The sequence below is a fragment of the Streptococcus sp. HMSC073A12 genome (genome assembly GCF_001812815.1).
GTDB lineage: Bacteria > Bacillota > Bacilli > Lactobacillales > Streptococcaceae > Streptococcus > Streptococcus vaginalis.
This window is the reverse complement of sequence record NZ_KV810527.1, coordinates 197709-215340: the sequence shown is the minus strand read 5'-3', so window position 1 is coordinate 215340 and position 17632 is coordinate 197709. Positions and strand designations below refer to the sequence as shown.

Sequence of the window (17632 nt, the reverse complement as noted above, 5' to 3'; positions counted from 1 at the left end):
AGTAGTGAGGCAAATGGATTACTGAGATAAATTTGTCCATTCGTTAGATAAAATCCTGCTCACCATAGATCGTATCAAACATTTTACCCGATTCGAGTAGCTGTCATCAGCTTATCTCCACGTTCGACAGTCCGCGGTAATGTTCTCTGTTCATCAGCCTGAAATTGCTCTTGATTTGTGATAATCACAGGTGTTTCAGTCACTAAGCCAGCTTCCTGAATAGCTGCTATATCAAAACTAACCAGTTTCTGACCTACGCTCACTCTGTCTCCTTGAGCCACATGAGCTTCAAAACCTTTGCCGTCGAGATTAACTGTGTCCATACCGATATGCATGAGTAATTCGACACCTTCATCTGACACGATTCCAACAGCATGATTGGTTGGGAAAAGCACTGATACCGTCCCGTTCACAGGGGCCACCAGTTCTCCCTCACGTGGAAGAATGACAACTCCTTGTCCCATCACGCCTTGAGCAAAGACAGGGTCGGTTGCTTGGCTTAATTCTTTGACTTCCCCAGCCAGTGGGCTAGCAATTTCTGCAAAATCTACTTTTGGAGCGGCTTCTTTTGCTTCGTCAATGGCTTCAATTTGCGGTGATTTGACACTTTCATCTTCTGTCTTTGTAAACATGCCTGTCTTGCGGAAGAAGAAAGTCAAAATCATCGGTACTGCAATAGCTACTAACATAATAAGGAAGAATGGAAGCATGTATTTAGCTTGGATAGATAAGATACCTGGAATTCCACCGATTCCGATAGCATTGGCTGTTACGTTAAAGGTTACGGATAAGAGACCTGCGATAGAAGAACCAATCATCCCTGCCACAAATGGGTAGACGTACTTCACGTTGACCCCGAAAAGGGCTGGTTCTGTAACACCTAGATAAGCAGAAATCGTTGCTGGCAGAGAAATCTGTGCTTCACGTTCATTATGACGGTTCATCAGATAGTAAGCAAATACAGCTGAACCTTGAGCGATATTGGACAAGGCAATCATTGGCCATAGCGCCGTACCGCCTGTATCTGCAACCAGCTGTGTATCAATGGCATTGGTCATGTGGTGCAGACCAGTGATAACAAACGGTGCATAGAGGGCACCAAATATCGCACCAAAGAGCCATTTAACAGGACCAGTCAGACCAGCAAGCACCGCTGTTGAAAGCCATTGTCCAAGTGTCCAACCAATTGGACCAAGGACTGTATGCGCTAGAATCAAAGCTGGAATCAAGGATAAGAATGGCACAAAAATCATGGACACAACTTCTGGAATGCGTTTGCGCCAGAAGATTTCAAGATAAGATAGCGATAATCCTGCAAGCAGAGCTGGAATAACTTGTGCTTGGTATCCAATTTTTTTAACTGTGAAGAAACCAAAATCCCATACCCAGTTTTTAGCAATTTCTGAAGCCGGTGTGCTGGCTACTGAGTACGCATTGAGCAATTGTGGTGACACCAAACAGATCCCAAGAACAATTCCCAAAATCTGGCTGGTTCCCATTTTACGAGAAACAGACCAAACAATACCAACAGGTAAGAAGTGGAAAATCGCTTCACCCGGCAGCCACAAGAATGAGTTTACTCCGCTCCAGAACTGTGATACATCCACAATCGTATTGTAAATCGGAGTACCGTCTTTAGCAAACTGAGCAACACCGTCAACCATTTTTTGACCGAGTGCCTGAATCTGCACACCTTCCAGAATATTGCGGAAACCGAGAATTAGCCCCCCAACGATAATGGCTGGAATAATTGGAGTGAAAATTTCCGCCAGCATTGTCATGACACGCTGTACTGGATTCTGATTGCTTTTGGCAGCAGCTTTGGCTGCTTCTTTTGATACTCCTTCAATCCCTGAAACAGCTGTAAAATCATTGTAGAAAATCGGCACATCATTTCCGATAATGACCTGAAACTGCCCTGCATTTGTAAAAGTTCCCTTTACAGCTGGAATGGCTTCAATTGCTTTTACGTCCGCCTTCTTTTCATCTGCCAATACAAAGCGCATCCGAGTTGCACAATGGCTGACAGCTGAGATATTTCCCTTGCCGCCGATAGCCTCTAATAGCGTCTTGGCGTCTTTCTCAAATTTTCCCATTTTCTGTTTGGCTAGGCTTAACCTAACACTCTCCTTCTTTTTTTCATCATTGTACAATTGATTGATACATTTATTGTAAACGATACCAAAGATGTCTGCAAGTTGTTCGTGGTAAAAAAGGCTCTTTTTTGGTAAAATTTATTTAGTTGTATGCTAAAAAGAAAACAAGTGAGGATATCATGAAAAAATATGAACAAATTTTTAAACTCTTAGAACAAGATATTCTAAACGAGAAATATCAGATGAATGATTATCTTCCTAGCGAACACGAACTTGTCCAGACCTACAAGGTCAGCCGTGACACGATTCGTAAATCGCTTGATTTGCTTCAAAAAGCTGGTCTCATTCAAAAAATGAGAGGTCAAGGCTCTAAAGTCATCCAACAAGAACAGATTGACTTTCCTGTTTCCAACCTAACTAGTTACCAAGAACTTGTTCGGCAACATGGAATGAATTCTAAAACCAATGTCATACAGTTAGAAAAAATTACAGTTGATAAAAAATTATCCAGTCTTACTGGTTTTCCTGAATACCGTCTGGTGTGGCGGATTATTCGCCAAAGGGTCGTTGACGGGATTGCCTCCGTCTTGGATATTGATTACCTTGATAAGAGTTTTGTCCCTTCTATTAGCCGTGAAATTGCAGAGCATTCAATTTATGCTTATTTAGAAGATGAACTGGGACTACACATTTCTTACGCCCAAAAAGAAATCACAATTGATCCAGCCACCAATCGCGATAAAATATTGATGAACATTGGAAATGACCACCATGTCGTCTCTGTCAAATCCAAAGTTTATCTTGCAGACGGACAACAATTTCAGTTTACAGATAGTCGTCATAAACTCGAAAAATTCCGTTTCGTTGACTTTTCCAAACGGCAAAAATGATCATGACCCTTCACAAAATTCACTCTTCAATATTAAAAATAGCCAAAAAGGAAGAATGTCGTTGTCATCGATCTGCTTCCTTTATTTTTAATGCCATTCACATATTTATAAAAAGTAAAGCAAACTTATCAATTTTTGAAAAACGAAAGAAGCAGAGATTATTTCTCAACTTCTTCCTCTTCTTCTACTATTTCAGAAACTTCTACTTTGAGCTTTGTCACACGTCCATTTTTTACCTTATCATTGGTTAAAATGAGCTTTTTGCCCTGACTTTCCACTTCATAACTCAAACGCTCTTTCACGTCGGGTATCGAGCCTACGCCCGTCAAATAATAACCCGCAATGGTATCAACGTCATCACTTTCCAGTTCAACTTCAAAATACTCGTTAAAGTCATTCAAACTCATGGTGCCAAGGACGAAATAAGTATGGTCAGAAACCTGATACACCTCTACTTCAGCCTTATCTGTTTCATCATCTATCTCACCGACAATTTCTTCCAGTAGGTCTTCCAACGTTACCAGACCAGACATACCACCATATTCATCTAACAATATCGCCATTTGATTTTGCGTGTTCCGCAACTCTGTCAGCAAATCATCCACGAAAATCGTTTCTGGCACAAAGAGCGGTTCCTGCAAAATTTTTCGTAGTACAATATTATCAAAACCATTAGTAAACGCCTCATTTAACAGACGTTTGGTGTGAATAAGTCCAATAACATTATCCTTGTCATCATCATAGACTGGGATTCGTGAGAAATTCTGCCTCAAAATACTTTCGATAATTTCCTTGGTATCATCATTGATGTCCACCATAAACGCATCGGTACGCGGCACCATTACCTCACGCGCCACCATCTCATCTAGTGAAAAAATCCCCTGCAGCATTTCAATTTCATCTGCATCCAATGTTTCTTCACTATTGGTCAGCATATACTCAATCTCATCACGTGTCATTTTCTCATCTGCATCATCAAAAGTCATGGGAGTGATTCGACTGAGCAGATTGGTAGAAGCTGATAAAAGCCAAACAAAGGGACTGACAATTTTTCCCAAAAAGATGATAACTGGCGCTGTACGAACTGCTAGGGAATCTTTGAGGTTCAGAGCGATTCTCTTTGGATACAATTCACCAAAAACAATCGAAATATAAGTCAAAATAGCAACAGATAAGAAGCTTGCAATCGCTCTTGCTGTCTCAGAATTTCCCATCCAAGAAGCAATTTCCCGACCGAGTGTATTAGCCAAACTAGCTCCTGACAAAATTGTAATCAAAGTAATCCCAACTTGAATAGTGGACAGAAAATGATTAGGATTTTCCAAGACTTTTAACAAACGAATGTATTTTGCATCGCCTTCTTCAGCTTTTTGCTCTACACGAGCGCGATTTAAAGATACCATCGCCATCTCTGCTGCTGAAAAAAAGGCGTTCAATAGCGTTAAAATCAGTAATAATAAAGCTTGCAGTAACAAGGTCTGACTGCTAGGGTCTTCCATGAATATTCTCTCCTCATATATAAGTAATCTTAATTATAGCATACTTTTTGACTTCTTGCACAGGGAGTGTTAAAAAGAAAGTTTGAAGGAAGATTGCAAAGAAGAAAATCGATTGTTTAGGCTTCTAAATTTTGCAGAACTGTTTCCAAGCGTGAAATTGCATCAATAGGAAGTGCCGTTTTCGGGTATTTTTGGTTGAAAGCAAGCAAGAAATTTAACCGTACCTGCATTCTTTCTCTGATTAATTGTTTATAGCGAGAATCAAAACTTGGAACAGGATAGCCCTCACATTCCATATATTCAAAACCTTCCAACGGTCCAAATGGTTTAAAATCTGCTTCTTCATCAACAATTTTTTCAATAATACTCAGACTGACCTCTTTTGAAATTCCCCTGCCCATATAAAATCCAGTATTGATGATATAGCAGTCGACACCAGATTCAAAGAGACTACGGAATATCCGATAATCTTCCACCAAGGGATACACTCTAAATGGATTGGCATAAGGTTCAATCACCAAATCATCATGCTTGCCAATCACATTTTCAGCATTGGAACGCTTGGCCATCAAGGTACAACCCATCGTAGAAGCTATCAGCGAATCGTTAATTTTAACCAAGGGTGTAAGAGAATCATCTTTCATAATCCAGAAAATGGCTTGGATAGGTTCATCAATTCGATCGACCCGATTTAGCGTTGCAAAACGAGACTTAACTGTCCGACCATTTCCATTTCGAATGTCCTCTGTCACCAATTTTTTTAGACCATTGTCATCCAGTGTCACACCACAATTCTGAACTGTTACAAAAAAGTCCTGCTCCCTATGTCCAATGGAATAGTCATTCGTTTTATCAAAATAGGACGGTTCCAAAGCAATGGAAGACCCATCTTTGACAGAAATAATAAAGGCATCATCATGCAAAACCTTAATATCATATTTTCCATTGTGTTTGGCATGTGTCAGTGTGGATTTCCCTGAACCAGATAAACCAAAGAAGGAGGCTACATAGTCTTGCTTTTCAACCTCTTTTTGTTTAAAGATTTTCAAGCCGCCATGACACGCCACATAACCATTTCTAGCAGCGGTTGCCCAAGCTAAGGTTAAAGTCGCTTTTTTCAACTCACCAAAGTAATTTAAACCCAAAATAATGACACAATTGTGCTGAGTATCAAAATATACCAATCCTTCAGGATAATCTGGATGCTTCCATTTGGGATCGAAAAAAACAAATATGTCATTTTCATCGTACTTTTTAGAAACTCTCAAACGATTTTTAAACTCTTCATCCAAAATTTGTAAGTTTAAAAGCCAAGAATAGAGATTGTTGATTTCATCTTCAGGAACCATGAGATGAGCACAAGCCATGAAGGCTTCAGCGAGCCCCACAACTGCATCTGCCTTATAAAATTTTCGATGATGAGCCTGATAGATTGCACTGCGTACTATTGAAAGCAGCTTTTCATCTTCCTCACTGTCCCTACCAAATCCGTCGAGCTTTGGCCGTTCGACCAACGACTGCTCCATAATTCGTTAATAAAACGCGAGCATAAGAAGGCAAGCCCAATTCCTTTGTATGAATGACAGGCATATCTAAGACAACTGTCCCAGCAGCTGCGGAAGCCAATTGATAAGCTTATTCCACTGTTTTTATTGCAACAACCTGATTTTCATAAAAAGCTGTTTCAATTATTGCCTTCAAAGGAGAGAAATAAGAAGAATTTTTTCTTATTTCCTGCGGAGAATATTTACGACGTGTTACCATAAGTGTACCTCCTCTATCTTATTAGTTCTATTTTAGCATAAAAATACACTTATGGTTTTAATAAAACGTATTAGAAAGAAAAAGGAGTGGAATTCCAAACTAAATTTTTGTTACATTTAGCTTGCTTCCACTTCCCTATATTCATCATTCTAAAACATTAAGACACAGTCCTTCTGAATGTCTATTCATCTTTCAGATTTTGAATTTATTCATCATCCCATTCTTATTTATTAATAATTCCGTACTCCTCATTTTTCTTTTGCTCCTGTGCAGCTCGATGATTATCATATAAATTCGCTAGGAATTTTGCAATTTCTTTCAAAATAGAATAAATCGGAATCGCTACAATCATCCCAACAATCCCATAAATATTACTTGACAAAAGCAAGAGAACCATAATGGTAATTGGATGCACCTTCATCACGCCACCTACAATCCGTGGATAGAGAATATTTCCGTCAATTTGCTGCACAATTAACATATATATAACTGCAATCACCATTTTTTTCGGATCAGCAATCAGATAAGTGATAATCATCGGAATCAACCCAATGCTTGGACCCACATAAGGAATAAGATTAGTAATCATAGAAAAAATAGCAAATATCAAAGCATATTTCAGACCAATAACACTATAGCCAATGAAAGCCAACGTTCCAATAATAAACGCATCAATCGAAATCCCACTAATATACCGAGCAATCGTTGCATTAAGATTGGTCAATAATTTCGTGATGTTGAGCTTATCCCGCTTCAAAACAGTTCTTTCCAACATGGGCAGTAATTTATCCCCGTCAATTAAGAAATAGACCAAAAAGATCGGCGTCATGATGAGAATCAAAAATGTATTCACTACTGCTGAAACGACACTCCCCAGACTATTGGTGACACTATTTAAAATATTTTGCAAAATATCCACATAAGACAAATTTAACTGCTTAATAATAGACTGGATATTCAGATTTTTAAAGAGAGAGTGCTGCGATAGCTGGTTAATCCAATTTTGCAATTCCCCATAAACATTTTGACTAGAAGAAATCAAACTTGTCAACTGCGTAATCAAAATAGGTAGCAGATAAATAATGCCCAGAGCAATAATTCCAAACAAGAGAACCAAGGTAATCAAAATTCCAAAAATTCTCTTAATTTTCAGCTCTTTCTCTAGGAATTTCACTAAAGGATTCGTCACATAGTACAAAAATCCCGCAATTAGAAAAGGAATTAAAACCGTATTTAAAACGCTCACAAAAGGGGAAATCAAGCCGTCCATTTGCCGCCAGATAAAAAAGATAATGGTTAGTAGTAAGACTTCTGTTGTCCAAAAAAATAACTTACTTTTATGAAACATACTGTTCCTCCTATCAGCTATTCTATCATATTTTCCACTAAAATAGAGTGCTTTTCTTAAAATGGCTTAAATTATTTTAGGAACAGACTCTTTCGTTTCTCATTATCAAAACTTATTTTCCCATTTATTCTCGTTTGTAAACCATTTTCACATGTACTCGTGATTCTAAGATGAAGGGTTCACTAACAGCTTCAAATCCAAATTTCTCATACAAGCCCACCACCTGCTCTTGCGCCTCTATGTAGATCTCTTTTTCAGGCCATTTTTCAGCACAAGTCTCCATAATAGCTTGGACCAACTTACGACCAAGCCCTTGACCGCAAGTAGAAGCCGCTGTTACGACACGTCCAAAATGAATGGTAGTGCCCGTTTCAAATACTCTCGCATAAGCATCTACCTCGCCGGCTTCATTTTCATGAAAAATATGGATCGCTTCTAAGTCGTGCTCATCCAAATCATTATAAACACTATTTTGCTCTACGACAAATGTTTCCAAACGTAATTTCAAGCATTTATAAAATTCTAAGGTGGTTAATTCCTCAAATATCTTTTTATACCACATACTTGTTTTCCCTTCTTCTTTATTATATGATAATTGTAAATGCAACTATAAAAGGAGCCTTTTATGGATTATCGTCATCTCTTTCGTCAAATGGGCATAATTTCTCGCCAAGCCACGATGAATATGAATCATGAAGCCAGCCAATACAACCTAGATAATAATCTCTTTCTTATCCTTATCCGCATTGTTGAGCATGAAGGACTGAATCAATCTCAACTTTCTCATATGGTAAAAATTGATAAAACAACACTTAGTCGCTCCCTTAGAAAACTAGAGGACAAAGGATTTATCACAAAGAAAGTCAACTCTAAAAATAAGAAATTTAAAGAGCTTTTCCCTACGACGAAGGCTTTGCAAATCTACGACCGATTGATTGGATTTGAAACAATCTATATTCAGTCTGTTATGAAAAATCTGACATCTTCCGAGCTCTTTCAACTAGAAGCCATTCTCAATAAAATAGAAAATTCTCAATAAAATCAGCATAACATACATTAGTTGCATTTGCAACTTTGGAATTAAAAAATGACGAGGCTGAAAGTCCTTAACCTCGTCAGATTTTTATGAGTTTCTTGCAAGCCGCAGTGGTTGAGTGGGTGGGACGACAGAATCAAATTTCTCTGAAATTACCGATTTTTGTCCCACTCCCTTTTGATTATTTTGTTTCAAATCCTTCTGTAACTGCTTGCGCAAAATGTTCTTCAACGATTTCTGCACAGTGGTCACAAACAATTGCATGATAGCTACGTTCTTTGACTGTTTCATCTACCCGACGGCAACGTTCACAAACTTGTCCTTCTGCATGCTCAACTGTAAAAGCTACATCCTCGAAAGCAATAGCACTTTCAGGAGCTTCCCCGTCTGCGATTGTTAATTTAGAGACAATGAGAAGTTGCGCAACGTCGCTATTAACCGCTTCAAGTAGCATTCTCACGACTTCATTTGGATAAACAGTCAAGTGAGCTTCCAAGGATTTTCCAATCACTTTTTTGTTACGTGCTTCTTCCAAAGCTTTTTGCGCTTGACTACGGAAGTTCATAAAGGCTGTCCAAGTATCTAACAGTTCTTCCTCATTAGGGAAAGTCAACGCATCTGGCAATTCCGCTAATTGAACAAATTCTTCTGGCTCATGTTCTAAGTAAGACCAGATTTCTTCTGCTGTATGTGGAAGAATTGGGGTCAACAATTTTGTAATTTTTACTAAAATATCATAAAAGACGGTCTGCATTTGACGGCGTTCCAATGATTTAGCTGCTTCAATATAGACAACATCTTTTGCAAAATCAAGATAAAAAGCTGATAAATCAACTGTCACGAAGTTTACAATCGCTTTGTAAATATCTAAAAATTCAAAGTCGGCATAAGCCTCACGAATCGTCTTGACAAGTTGATTAAATCGAACGGTCATATACTTATCAACAGAGCGAAGGTCATCATAAGCAACAGCGTCTTCTTTTGGATTAAAATCAGAGGTATTCGCAATCAAGAAGCGCAAGGTGTTACGGATTTTTCGGTAGGTTTCAGACACTTGACCAAGAATATCCATAGAGATACGCACATCGTTGCTAGAATCCACACTCGTCACCCAAAGCCGCAAGATTTCCGCACCAAATTGTTTTTCAACATCACTTGGAGCAATCGTGTTGCCGAGAGACTTCGACATTTTCTCGCCTTTACCGTCCAAAGCAAACCCTTGTGAAAGAATTTGTTTATAAGGAGCTACACCATGGTTGGCAACCGATGTGATAAGCGATGAGTTGAACCAACCACGATACTGGTCTGACCCTTCAAGATAAAGGTCAGCAGGATAAGTCAATTCAGGACGATTGACCACCACACCATTCCAAGAAGAACCAGAATCAAACCACACGTCCATGATGTCCGTTTCTTTAGTGAATGTACCATTTGGTGATCCTGGATGAGTAAATCCTTCTGGAAGCAAATCTTTCGCTTCTCGTTGCCACCAAATGATAGAGCCATGTTCCGCAAAGAGCTCAGCCACATGCTCAATTGTTTGCTCTGTCATAATCGGTGTGCCGTCCTCCGCATAGAAGATTGGAAGTGGCACTCCCCAAGCCCGCTGACGCGAAATGACCCAATCTCCACGGTCACGGATCATATTGTAAAGACGAACTTTACCCCATTCAGAGTGGAACTTCACTTTTTCAATCTCATCAAGAATTTCCTGACGGAATTTTGAAACTGAAGCAAACCATTGCGGTACCGCACGCCAAATAATTGGCTTTTTCGTCCGCCAGTCAAATGGGTAGGAGTGAGAAATTTCTTCTTGCGCAAGGAGAAGTTGACCTAACTTTTCAATTACTGTAGGAACTACCTTGTCATAAAATTGCCCTGCAAAATCTGGGCCAGCATTTTCCATCATGATACCACGTTCATTGACTGTAACGGCTACTTCTAAGCCATTTGCAACTCCAACATTGTAGTCGTCCTCACCAAAACCAGGAGCTGTATGGACAATCCCTGTACCTGAATCTAGTGTAACGTGGTCACCAAGAATCACCAATTCATCTACTTCCTCATCCCACGGGTGCTCTGTCACGATATGGTTCAGTTCAGCACCGCGATGAGTTGCTAAGACCTCCACATCTTCCCAGCCAAATTTTTCAGACAAGCTATTGAGCAAGTCAGCAGCAACAACAAATTTACGGCTTTCCCCAGCTGGTTTTACCACAACATAATCAAAGTCAGCACCTACTGTCAAACCGCGAGAAGCCGTAATAGTAAATGGTGTTGTCGTCCAAACTACAATATAAGTATCTGTATCTAGCACATTTTTGCCGTCTTTTACCTTATTTGCATAGTAAAGAGAGGTTGAAACCAAATCATGATACTCAATTTCTGCCTCTGCAAGAGCTGATTCAGATGACCATGACCAATAAACCGGCTTCGCACCGCGGTAGATATAGCCTTTTTTCGCCATTTCTCCAAATACGCGAATTTGAGCAGCTTCATAATCCGGAGTCAACGTCACATACGGATGCTCCCAATCACCAGAAACACCTAAGCGTTTGAAATCTTCCCGTTGCTTGTCTACTTGACTCAGTGCATAATCGCGACAAAGTTTTAAATACTCTGCCAAATCTATTTCTTTGCGTTTCACACCTTGCTTCGCTAGGACTTGCTCAATTGGAAGGCCATGAGTATCCCAACCTGGAATGTAAGGTGCATAGTAGCCAGACATCGATTTTGAACGCACAATAATATCTTTTGAAATCTTATTCATGGCATGACCAACGTGAATATTTCCATTAGCATACGGAGGCCCATCGTGAAGTGTGAAGTGCGGTTTTCCTTCATTCAATTCTTGACGGCGTTGATACAATTTTGCATCTTCCCATTCTTTTTGCCAAAGAGGTTCTTTATTCGGCAAACCAGCACGCATTGGAAAAGCTGTTTTTCCAAGATTAAGAGTTTCTTTTAATTTCATAAGTTCTCCTTTTTCATATTAGTAACAAATTAAAATAAAAAAACCACAAATTCATCCAAAGGACGAAAATTCGTGGTACCACCTTCATTTAGACAAGAATAAGATTCCTATCCCTCTTACTCGTAACGTGAGTTAAGCGTTAAATCTTACTGTTTTCAGATTTAAGTTTGCAAAATGATAATCCTAACAAAAGGAATTACAGGTCTCTCACCGTCACCTGCTCGCTGCGAATATTTTGTTAGCATCTTGTTTTTACATTCTCTTATAAAATATCTACAGATTCTATTGAAGTAGCTTCTGAGTTATCTGTTGAAGTCTCAGCATTTGTCAGATTTAATCCTAAGACAGACTCATCTAATGTTTCAAACGCTTGTGTTTCGGCTAATTCACGATTTGCTTCTTCAATGCGTCTTTGTAATTCTTCCATTTCCTCTGGAGAGAACTGACGCGTCACATCCACTTCATCTTCTTCTGGAGTCGTTACGACTTCACCCAAAGCAGACTGAACAACTTCTTTAAAGGCTTCATCACTAGTCTGCAAGTAAGTAGCTGTTGGGCGAAGAATATCTTCCCATTCTGAAGAATTCACAATGCTTAATTGACTTTCAATGGTTGATTTTAAACGTTGGTGGAAAACACGCGTTTTATTTTTCAACTCTTCTGTTTCAACAGCCACTTTCTTAGCATTATCAGTCGCTTGACGAAGAATTTCATTAGCCTTGTATTTTGCCTCATCCAACAAATGTTGGGCTTCTTGCTCAGCCTTATGAACAATGTTTTCAGAACGGTCATTTGCCGCTTGTTTTACACGTTCTGCTGTATCTTGTGCAATCAATACAGACTGGCTAAGGGAATCCTTCATCTCGTCAAAATAGGTCAAACGTTCTTCCAGATTTTTAATTTTTGACTCTTGTTCATGATTGACACGCACTAAATCTTCGTAATCTTGGACAATGATATCAAGAAATTCATCTACTTCGTCAACATCATATCCTCTAAATTTATGAGCAAAAGCTTTATCTTTAATTTCTAATGATGTAATAGCCATATTTTCTCCTTACTTACTAGACAATAATTCAACAGTTAATTTGTACTTTCCATTTTTTGAAAAGCCATTTTCTCTTAAAACTTTTACTCTCCCATATCCTCGTACACTAATCAAGTCATTTAATAACAAATGATGACTGGGATTATCCAGCGTAGAATAGTTTACCTTAACTTGCTTTGTTGCTATCAGCCGAGTGGCAATGCTTCGTGACAAATGAAATGAGGCAGCTACCACTTTATCCAAACGCATACTAGAGACAAGCACATCTCTTAGTTTTGAATCAGTTTGAGCGATAATTTGTTGTGAAAAATCTACTTGCTTTAATTTTACAGGTATCTTTGCTATCCTTGAGATATGATCGATGAAAAATTGAGTAAATTTCTTATCTACCATAATTTGTGCTCTACCTGAAGCTACAAGAATATCACCAAAAACTTTACGTTCAATCCCTAATTGATTCAATAACGTTCCCATTATTTGCGAATGGGTGAAATGGTGAAATTTATTCGCATAGCTGATTTCTAACAGATCCATTTCAAAATCATTTAATTGCAACTCATAGTAGAGAGGAGCAATAATGACTTTAGCAAATTCACTCGTATAATAATCCGAACTTGAAAATATTTGCAATTGTAAGCGATTCCCAAGATTTCGCAAAACTTCAACTTGATGTGGATTTACAAATGAAGTCACTTCAAAAGAATAAGAATCTTCAACTCGCTGCATCTGTTCTAAACTTTTATCAACAAATTCACGATCTTCTTCAGCAAAATGTTGGTATAAATATTTGGTATTCTTCATGAATTTAAGCTAAAAGCAAAAGGGCATTCAAAATGATGCCAGAAACAAAATTCAGAAGAAAGATAACGACAAGAACCGTCCAATCAATCCCAGCAAATTGTAGGTTGAAACGTTGAAATGGTTTTAAAACAGGCTCTACTATCCGCAGAATCAACTGACCAAACGACGTTTGATAGGCACCTGGAAACCATGATAAAAGAGCATACACCACTAAAATAAATGAATATAATCTCACTAAATTATAAAGTATATTTACAATCCAAACCATGTTTTTATCTACGTTTCATATCAAAATCAAATTCGCCACTTTGTAAATCCTCAGGTAATTTCAAATCCTCAACATTTACAACAACATTGATTGGTGTTAAAAGGTACATTGTACTTGCAACTTTTTTTATATTTCCTGCAAGCACATAACGAGCACCATCCAAATAATCCAAACAACGACGAGCTTGCACTTCTGTCATATATTGAAAATCAATCAAAATGCTTTCATTAACAATTAACAAATCAACAATTTCAGTTGTTTCTTCATATTTTCTTGGATAACGAACATTGATTGTCACTTTGTCATCTGAAATTGTCCGATGTTGTGCCAATTCTTGCTGACGTGCATGCAGACGAGTAATGTTCTCATTTGCTCCCGACTTTGTAGAAGATTGTGAAGAGCTACTCGCTGTATGTACTAGTCTTTCTTTGGTAGGTGTAGATTGATTACTCACACGTGGTGGCAACTCTGGCGTTTGAACGCTTGCGTCTTCACCATCTTCTGTAAAGTAATCAATGAATTTATCAAATCTATCTTTAAGAGACATAATACTTTCCTATTTAAAAAATGCAATACCAATTCTGACAAAAGTCGAACCATTTGCAATAGCTATTGCATAATCACGGCTCATTCCCATACTTAAATCAGTAAAAGGCATATTAGGTAACTGTTTACGTTGTAATCTTTGCTGTAATTTATAGGCTTGTTGGAAAATGGCATTTAATTCCGCTTCATCTGCTTCAATCGGTGCCATTGTCATCAAACCTACAATCTGAATGTTTTCAAGTTTTTCTAGCTCAGGTAAAATCGTATCTATTTCCTCTATAGCAAAACCATGTTTACTAGCTTCTTTGGAAATATTTACTTGTAAAAAGCATTTAATGATATGTTCAGCTCTTTTGTTGATTTCTTGAGCTAATTTTACTGAATCTAAGGCATGGAAATAGTCAACATAATTGATGACATCTTTCACTTTCCGCCTTTGAAGTGTACCAATTAAGTGCCAAGTTACACGTTCATCTTTCAGAGCCTGATATTTCTCTAGAAATTTATCAACTCGATTTTCACCGATATGATGAATTCCTGCTTTAACCAGCTCTTTAGCAGTAGAGCTGTCAACATATTTGGTGACAGCTATTACTTCTACTGAATTTTTTGAGCGATTGGCTTTTTGAGTAGCTTGCGCTACATTTTCCAAAACTTGATATGTATTCTTTTCTAAATCCATTTTAACGGTTTTTAAAGAAAGGTGGTGTTTCTAATTCATCGTCATCAGAACTAGTGTCTTCATAACGCTCTATAGCTGGTGCAGCACTCGCATCTGTTGAGCGAACAATATTTTCACGACGCAAATCCCAATCACCAAATGCTGAAGCCTGTGGCGCTTCTGTCCGTTGACGACTTGGCTTTGGAACTTCAAGATGTTCAGTCAAATCAAAGTTACGGTCATAACCTTGGCTTCCTCTAGAATTACGATTTTCACGAGTTCCAGCTGCATAAGAATTTTGTTGAGCAACTGGACGAACACCACTTACTCGATCAATTTTTTCTTGACGAACACCCGTTGCAACAACTGTCACACGAATTTCATCTTTCATGCTATCGTCAATAGAAGTACCCAACCAAATATTAACACCATGACCTGCTGCTTGATTGACGATTTCTGATGCTTCTTCTGCTTCAATCAAGGTCATATCAAGACCACCTGTAACGTTGATAATGACATCTTCAGCTCCATCAATCGTTGTTTCAAGAAGCGGTGAATAGATAGCCTTACGTGCAGCTTCAATAACACGTTCTTCGCCACTACCAATACCGATTCCCATAAGAGCATCACCTTTATTTGCCATAACGGTTTTTACATCGGCAAAGTCAAGGTTAATAAGTCCTGGGCTTGTAATCAAGTCCGTAATTCCTTGTACACCTTGACGAAGGACATTGTCTGCTTCGCTCAATGCTTCAAGAAGAGGAGTTTTCTTATCAACAATTTCAAGTAAATTATTGTTTGAAATGATAAGAAGTGTGTCTACATGCTCACGAAGTTCATTGATTCCTTCAATAGCAAAGTTACCACGCTTACTTCCTTCAAAGCCAAACGGACGAGTAACAACTGCAACAGTTAAGGCACCAAGACCTTTTGCAATACGAGCAATAACTGGTGCAGCACCTGTACCAGAGCCACCGCCCATACCAGCAGTAATGAACACCATATCAGCTCCCGTAAGAGCTTCCGTCAACACTTCTTCGCTTTCTTCAGCCGCTTTACGACCGATTTCAGGCTGTCCTCCAGCACCTAGACCGCGAGTCAACTTTGGTCCAAGCTGAATAACTGTTTCTGCTTTTGAGCCACTCAGAGCTTGCACATCTGTATTGGCAGCGATAAATTCAACGCCTGATACTCTTTCATCAATCATGCGGTTAATGGCATTACCACCACCACCACCGATACCAATAACTTTAATTACTGCTCCCTGTGCCGCAGCTGCATCAAATGAAAATGTCATAATGTATTACCTTCTCCTTTAATCAAACATATTGCCAAGTAGATTTCGAACACGATCTGTCAATTTTTCTTTTGGCTGTTGAGATTGTGTTGGAAGTGGTTCTGGACGTTCAACTTCTTCTACTGCTTCATCAACCAAAGACGCAGTTGGCTGTTGTGGTTGAGTAAAGCGTTGCAACGGATTGAACGACTGACTTTGCTGTGTTGAACGAGAGAATTCAACTGGCTGATGCCGTAAAAGTTCATCACCATGAACAGCAGCTTGTGCTAGAACATCCACTTCAGATAAGTTTCCTGCATACTCTGATAAACTAATAACATGGGCAAACGCTGGATTACGAATACCGATTTGATTTGGAACATATAATTTAACGGGAACACCGAAAACTTCTTGTGCCAATTCAACCACGCCCGGCAAAATCGCACCGCCTCCAATAATAACAATACCACCTGGAAGCTCTAATAAATGTCTTCTCTCTAAATCTTGCTTGATTTGTTCAAAGATATGTTTAACACGCGCTGAAATAATTTCTGCTAAATAACGCTCTGTCACTTCAACTGGTTCCACTTCACCAATTACTTCCACTTGGAAAGACTCATTGCTAGCGGCAGGTACGTATGCTTCTCCATAGTTAAACTTCAAGCTCTCTGCCAACTTCTTAGATGTTTTTAAAACCTTAGAGATGTCTTTTGTAACATATTCGCCACCTTCTTGATAGATATTGGTAAATTGTAATTCTTGATTGCGAACAGAAGCTGCAGTTGTTTGGCCGCCCCCCATATCAATGACAGTTGCACCAAACTCACGCTCTCCTTCATTCAGAACGGATTTTGTCATAGCGAGCGGAGAAATGATAATGTTTTCAACTTGAACTCCTGCACGCTCAACCGTTTTTCTCAAATTATGAAGAATAGTACGTGGACCTGTATATAGAAGACCACGCATTTCTAAACGAATTCCCATCATTCCGCGAGGATCACGAATTCCTTGAAAACCATCTACGATGAATTCCTCTGGAATAAAGGTAATAACTTCCCGGTCTGGAGTCATACTTTTTGTCAAAGCAGATCGTACAACATTTTCAACATCTGCATCTGTAATTTCTTTCGTTTCACTTGTCACAGGAATCATACCTTGTGTTGCTTCAATCTGCAACAGGTTAGCAGGCAAACCAACGTTCACCAACTTAATGGAAATTCCTGCTTTTTCTTCTGCTTGTGAAATTGCTGATTTTATAGCACTTGCTGCCGCTTCGATATCTACAATAATACCATCTTTTACGCCAGCACTTTTTGCATTACTAACTCCGATTACGTTTAATTCATTGTTTACATGTTCTGCTACCAAGACCTTAATGGAGCTGGTTCCTATATCTAATCCTGTAAAAAAGCCATCTCTAGCCAT

General features: G+C 38.8%; 13 protein-coding genes and 3 pseudogenes. 2 read left to right on the top strand and 14 right to left on the bottom strand.

The window, feature by feature from the left end:
- Positions 1–83: 83 nt before the first annotated feature.
- On the bottom strand, positions 84–2096 hold the full coding sequence (gene treP / locus HMPREF2876_RS01800; protein ID WP_024052056.1) for a PTS system trehalose-specific EIIBC component: 2013 nt from the start codon (positions 2094–2096) through the stop codon (positions 84–86).
- Positions 2097–2275: 179 nt separating this feature from the next.
- Between treP and treR the strand changes: the two genes are divergently transcribed.
- On the top strand, positions 2276–2986 hold the full coding sequence (treR, locus tag HMPREF2876_RS01795) for a trehalose operon repressor (protein ID WP_022525174.1): 711 nt from the start codon (positions 2276–2278) through the stop codon (positions 2984–2986).
- A gap of 158 nt (positions 2987–3144) precedes the next feature.
- Here the strand turns inward: treR and HMPREF2876_RS01790 are convergent, their stop codons facing one another.
- The 4 genes and pseudogenes from HMPREF2876_RS01790 to HMPREF2876_RS01775 all read right to left on the bottom strand — a co-directional run bounded on the left by HMPREF2876_RS01790 (position 3145) and on the right by HMPREF2876_RS01775 (position 8159).
- The gene (locus HMPREF2876_RS01790) at positions 3145–4485 is read right to left on the bottom strand and encodes a hemolysin family protein (protein ID WP_024052057.1); all 1341 of its coding nucleotides are present in this window, start codon (positions 4483–4485) and stop codon (positions 3145–3147) included.
- Positions 4486–4601: 116 nt separating this feature from the next.
- Positions 4602–6249 (bottom strand): annotated as a pseudogene (locus HMPREF2876_RS01785) (phosphoenolpyruvate carboxykinase (ATP)).
- Between the two features lie 223 nt (positions 6250–6472).
- The gene (locus HMPREF2876_RS01780; protein WP_024052060.1) at positions 6473–7597 is read right to left on the bottom strand and encodes an AI-2E family transporter; all 1125 of its coding nucleotides are present in this window, start codon (positions 7595–7597) and stop codon (positions 6473–6475) included.
- Positions 7598–7721: 124 nt separating this feature from the next.
- Positions 7722–8159: a GNAT family N-acetyltransferase gene (locus HMPREF2876_RS01775; RefSeq protein WP_024052061.1), complete on the bottom strand. Its 438-nt coding sequence runs from the start codon at positions 8157–8159 to the stop codon at positions 7722–7724.
- Positions 8160–8222: 63 nt separating this feature from the next.
- Here HMPREF2876_RS01775 and HMPREF2876_RS01770 point away from each other — a divergent pair, with 63 nt between their 5' ends.
- Complete coding sequence (locus HMPREF2876_RS01770) at positions 8223–8636, top strand: MarR family winged helix-turn-helix transcriptional regulator (RefSeq protein WP_024052062.1); 414 nt, start codon at positions 8223–8225, stop codon at positions 8634–8636.
- Between the two features lie 178 nt (positions 8637–8814).
- Here HMPREF2876_RS01770 and ileS read toward each other — a convergent pair whose 3' ends face one another.
- From ileS to ftsA, 9 genes and pseudogenes are all read right to left on the bottom strand, one after another.
- On the bottom strand, positions 8815–11607 hold the full coding sequence (gene ileS / locus HMPREF2876_RS01765) for an isoleucine--tRNA ligase (RefSeq protein WP_024052064.1): 2793 nt from the start codon (positions 11605–11607) through the stop codon (positions 8815–8817).
- Positions 11608–11869: 262 nt separating this feature from the next.
- Complete coding sequence (locus tag HMPREF2876_RS01760) at positions 11870–12655, bottom strand: DivIVA domain-containing protein (RefSeq protein ID WP_024052065.1); 786 nt, start codon at positions 12653–12655, stop codon at positions 11870–11872.
- Positions 12656–12664: 9 nt separating this feature from the next.
- Positions 12665–13456 (bottom strand): YlmH family RNA-binding protein, encoded by a 792-nt coding sequence (locus tag HMPREF2876_RS01755; RefSeq protein WP_070241565.1) that lies wholly within the window; start codon positions 13454–13456, stop codon positions 12665–12667.
- Positions 13457–13460: 4 nt separating this feature from the next.
- The gene (locus HMPREF2876_RS01750; RefSeq protein ID WP_003033872.1) at positions 13461–13724 is read right to left on the bottom strand and encodes a YggT family protein; all 264 of its coding nucleotides are present in this window, start codon (positions 13722–13724) and stop codon (positions 13461–13463) included.
- Between the two features lie 4 nt (positions 13725–13728).
- Positions 13729–14094: pseudogene (locus HMPREF2876_RS01745) on the bottom strand (cell division protein SepF); the annotation flags it as partial.
- A gap of 86 nt (positions 14095–14180) precedes the next feature.
- Positions 14181–14271: pseudogene (locus tag HMPREF2876_RS11110) on the bottom strand (cell division protein SepF); the annotation flags it as partial.
- Positions 14272–14280: 9 nt separating this feature from the next.
- Positions 14281–14952 (bottom strand): YggS family pyridoxal phosphate-dependent enzyme, encoded by a 672-nt coding sequence (locus tag HMPREF2876_RS01740; RefSeq protein ID WP_003033946.1) that lies wholly within the window; start codon positions 14950–14952, stop codon positions 14281–14283.
- Position 14953: 1 nt separating this feature from the next.
- Complete coding sequence (ftsZ, locus tag HMPREF2876_RS01735; protein ID WP_024052067.1) at positions 14954–16228, bottom strand: cell division protein FtsZ; 1275 nt, start codon at positions 16226–16228, stop codon at positions 14954–14956.
- Positions 16229–16246: 18 nt separating this feature from the next.
- The gene (ftsA, locus tag HMPREF2876_RS01730; RefSeq protein ID WP_024052068.1) at positions 16247–17632 is read right to left on the bottom strand and encodes a cell division protein FtsA; all 1386 of its coding nucleotides are present in this window, start codon (positions 17630–17632) and stop codon (positions 16247–16249) included.

Excerpts from the sequence above, each read along its gene's own strand:
- treP (WP_024052056.1), bottom strand. The coding sequence starts at position 2,096 with ATGGGAAAATTTGAGAAAGACGCCAAGACGCTATTAGAGGCTATCGGC.
- treR (WP_022525174.1), top strand. The coding sequence starts at position 2,276 with ATGAAAAAATATGAACAAATTTTTAAACTCTTAGAACAAGATATTCTA.
- HMPREF2876_RS01790 (WP_024052057.1), bottom strand. The coding sequence starts at position 4,485 with ATGGAAGACCCTAGCAGTCAGACCTTGTTACTGCAAGCTTTATTATTA.
- HMPREF2876_RS01780 (WP_024052060.1), bottom strand. The coding sequence starts at position 7,597 with ATGTTTCATAAAAGTAAGTTATTTTTTTGGACAACAGAAGTCTTACTA.
- HMPREF2876_RS01775 (WP_024052061.1), bottom strand. The coding sequence starts at position 8,159 with ATGTGGTATAAAAAGATATTTGAGGAATTAACCACCTTAGAATTTTAT.
- HMPREF2876_RS01770 (WP_024052062.1), top strand. The coding sequence starts at position 8,223 with ATGGATTATCGTCATCTCTTTCGTCAAATGGGCATAATTTCTCGCCAA.
- ileS (WP_024052064.1), bottom strand. The coding sequence starts at position 11,607 with ATGAAATTAAAAGAAACTCTTAATCTTGGAAAAACAGCTTTTCCAATG.
- HMPREF2876_RS01760 (WP_024052065.1), bottom strand. The coding sequence starts at position 12,655 with ATGGCTATTACATCATTAGAAATTAAAGATAAAGCTTTTGCTCATAAA.
- HMPREF2876_RS01755 (WP_070241565.1), bottom strand. The coding sequence starts at position 13,456 with ATGAAGAATACCAAATATTTATACCAACATTTTGCTGAAGAAGATCGT.
- HMPREF2876_RS01750 (WP_003033872.1), bottom strand. The coding sequence starts at position 13,724 with ATGGTTTGGATTGTAAATATACTTTATAATTTAGTGAGATTATATTCA.
- HMPREF2876_RS01740 (WP_003033946.1), bottom strand. The coding sequence starts at position 14,952 with ATGGATTTAGAAAAGAATACATATCAAGTTTTGGAAAATGTAGCGCAA.
- ftsZ (WP_024052067.1), bottom strand. The coding sequence starts at position 16,228 with ATGACATTTTCATTTGATGCAGCTGCGGCACAGGGAGCAGTAATTAAA.
- ftsA (WP_024052068.1), bottom strand. The coding sequence starts at position 17,632 with ATGGCTAGAGATGGCTTTTTTACAGGATTAGATATAGGAACCAGCTCC.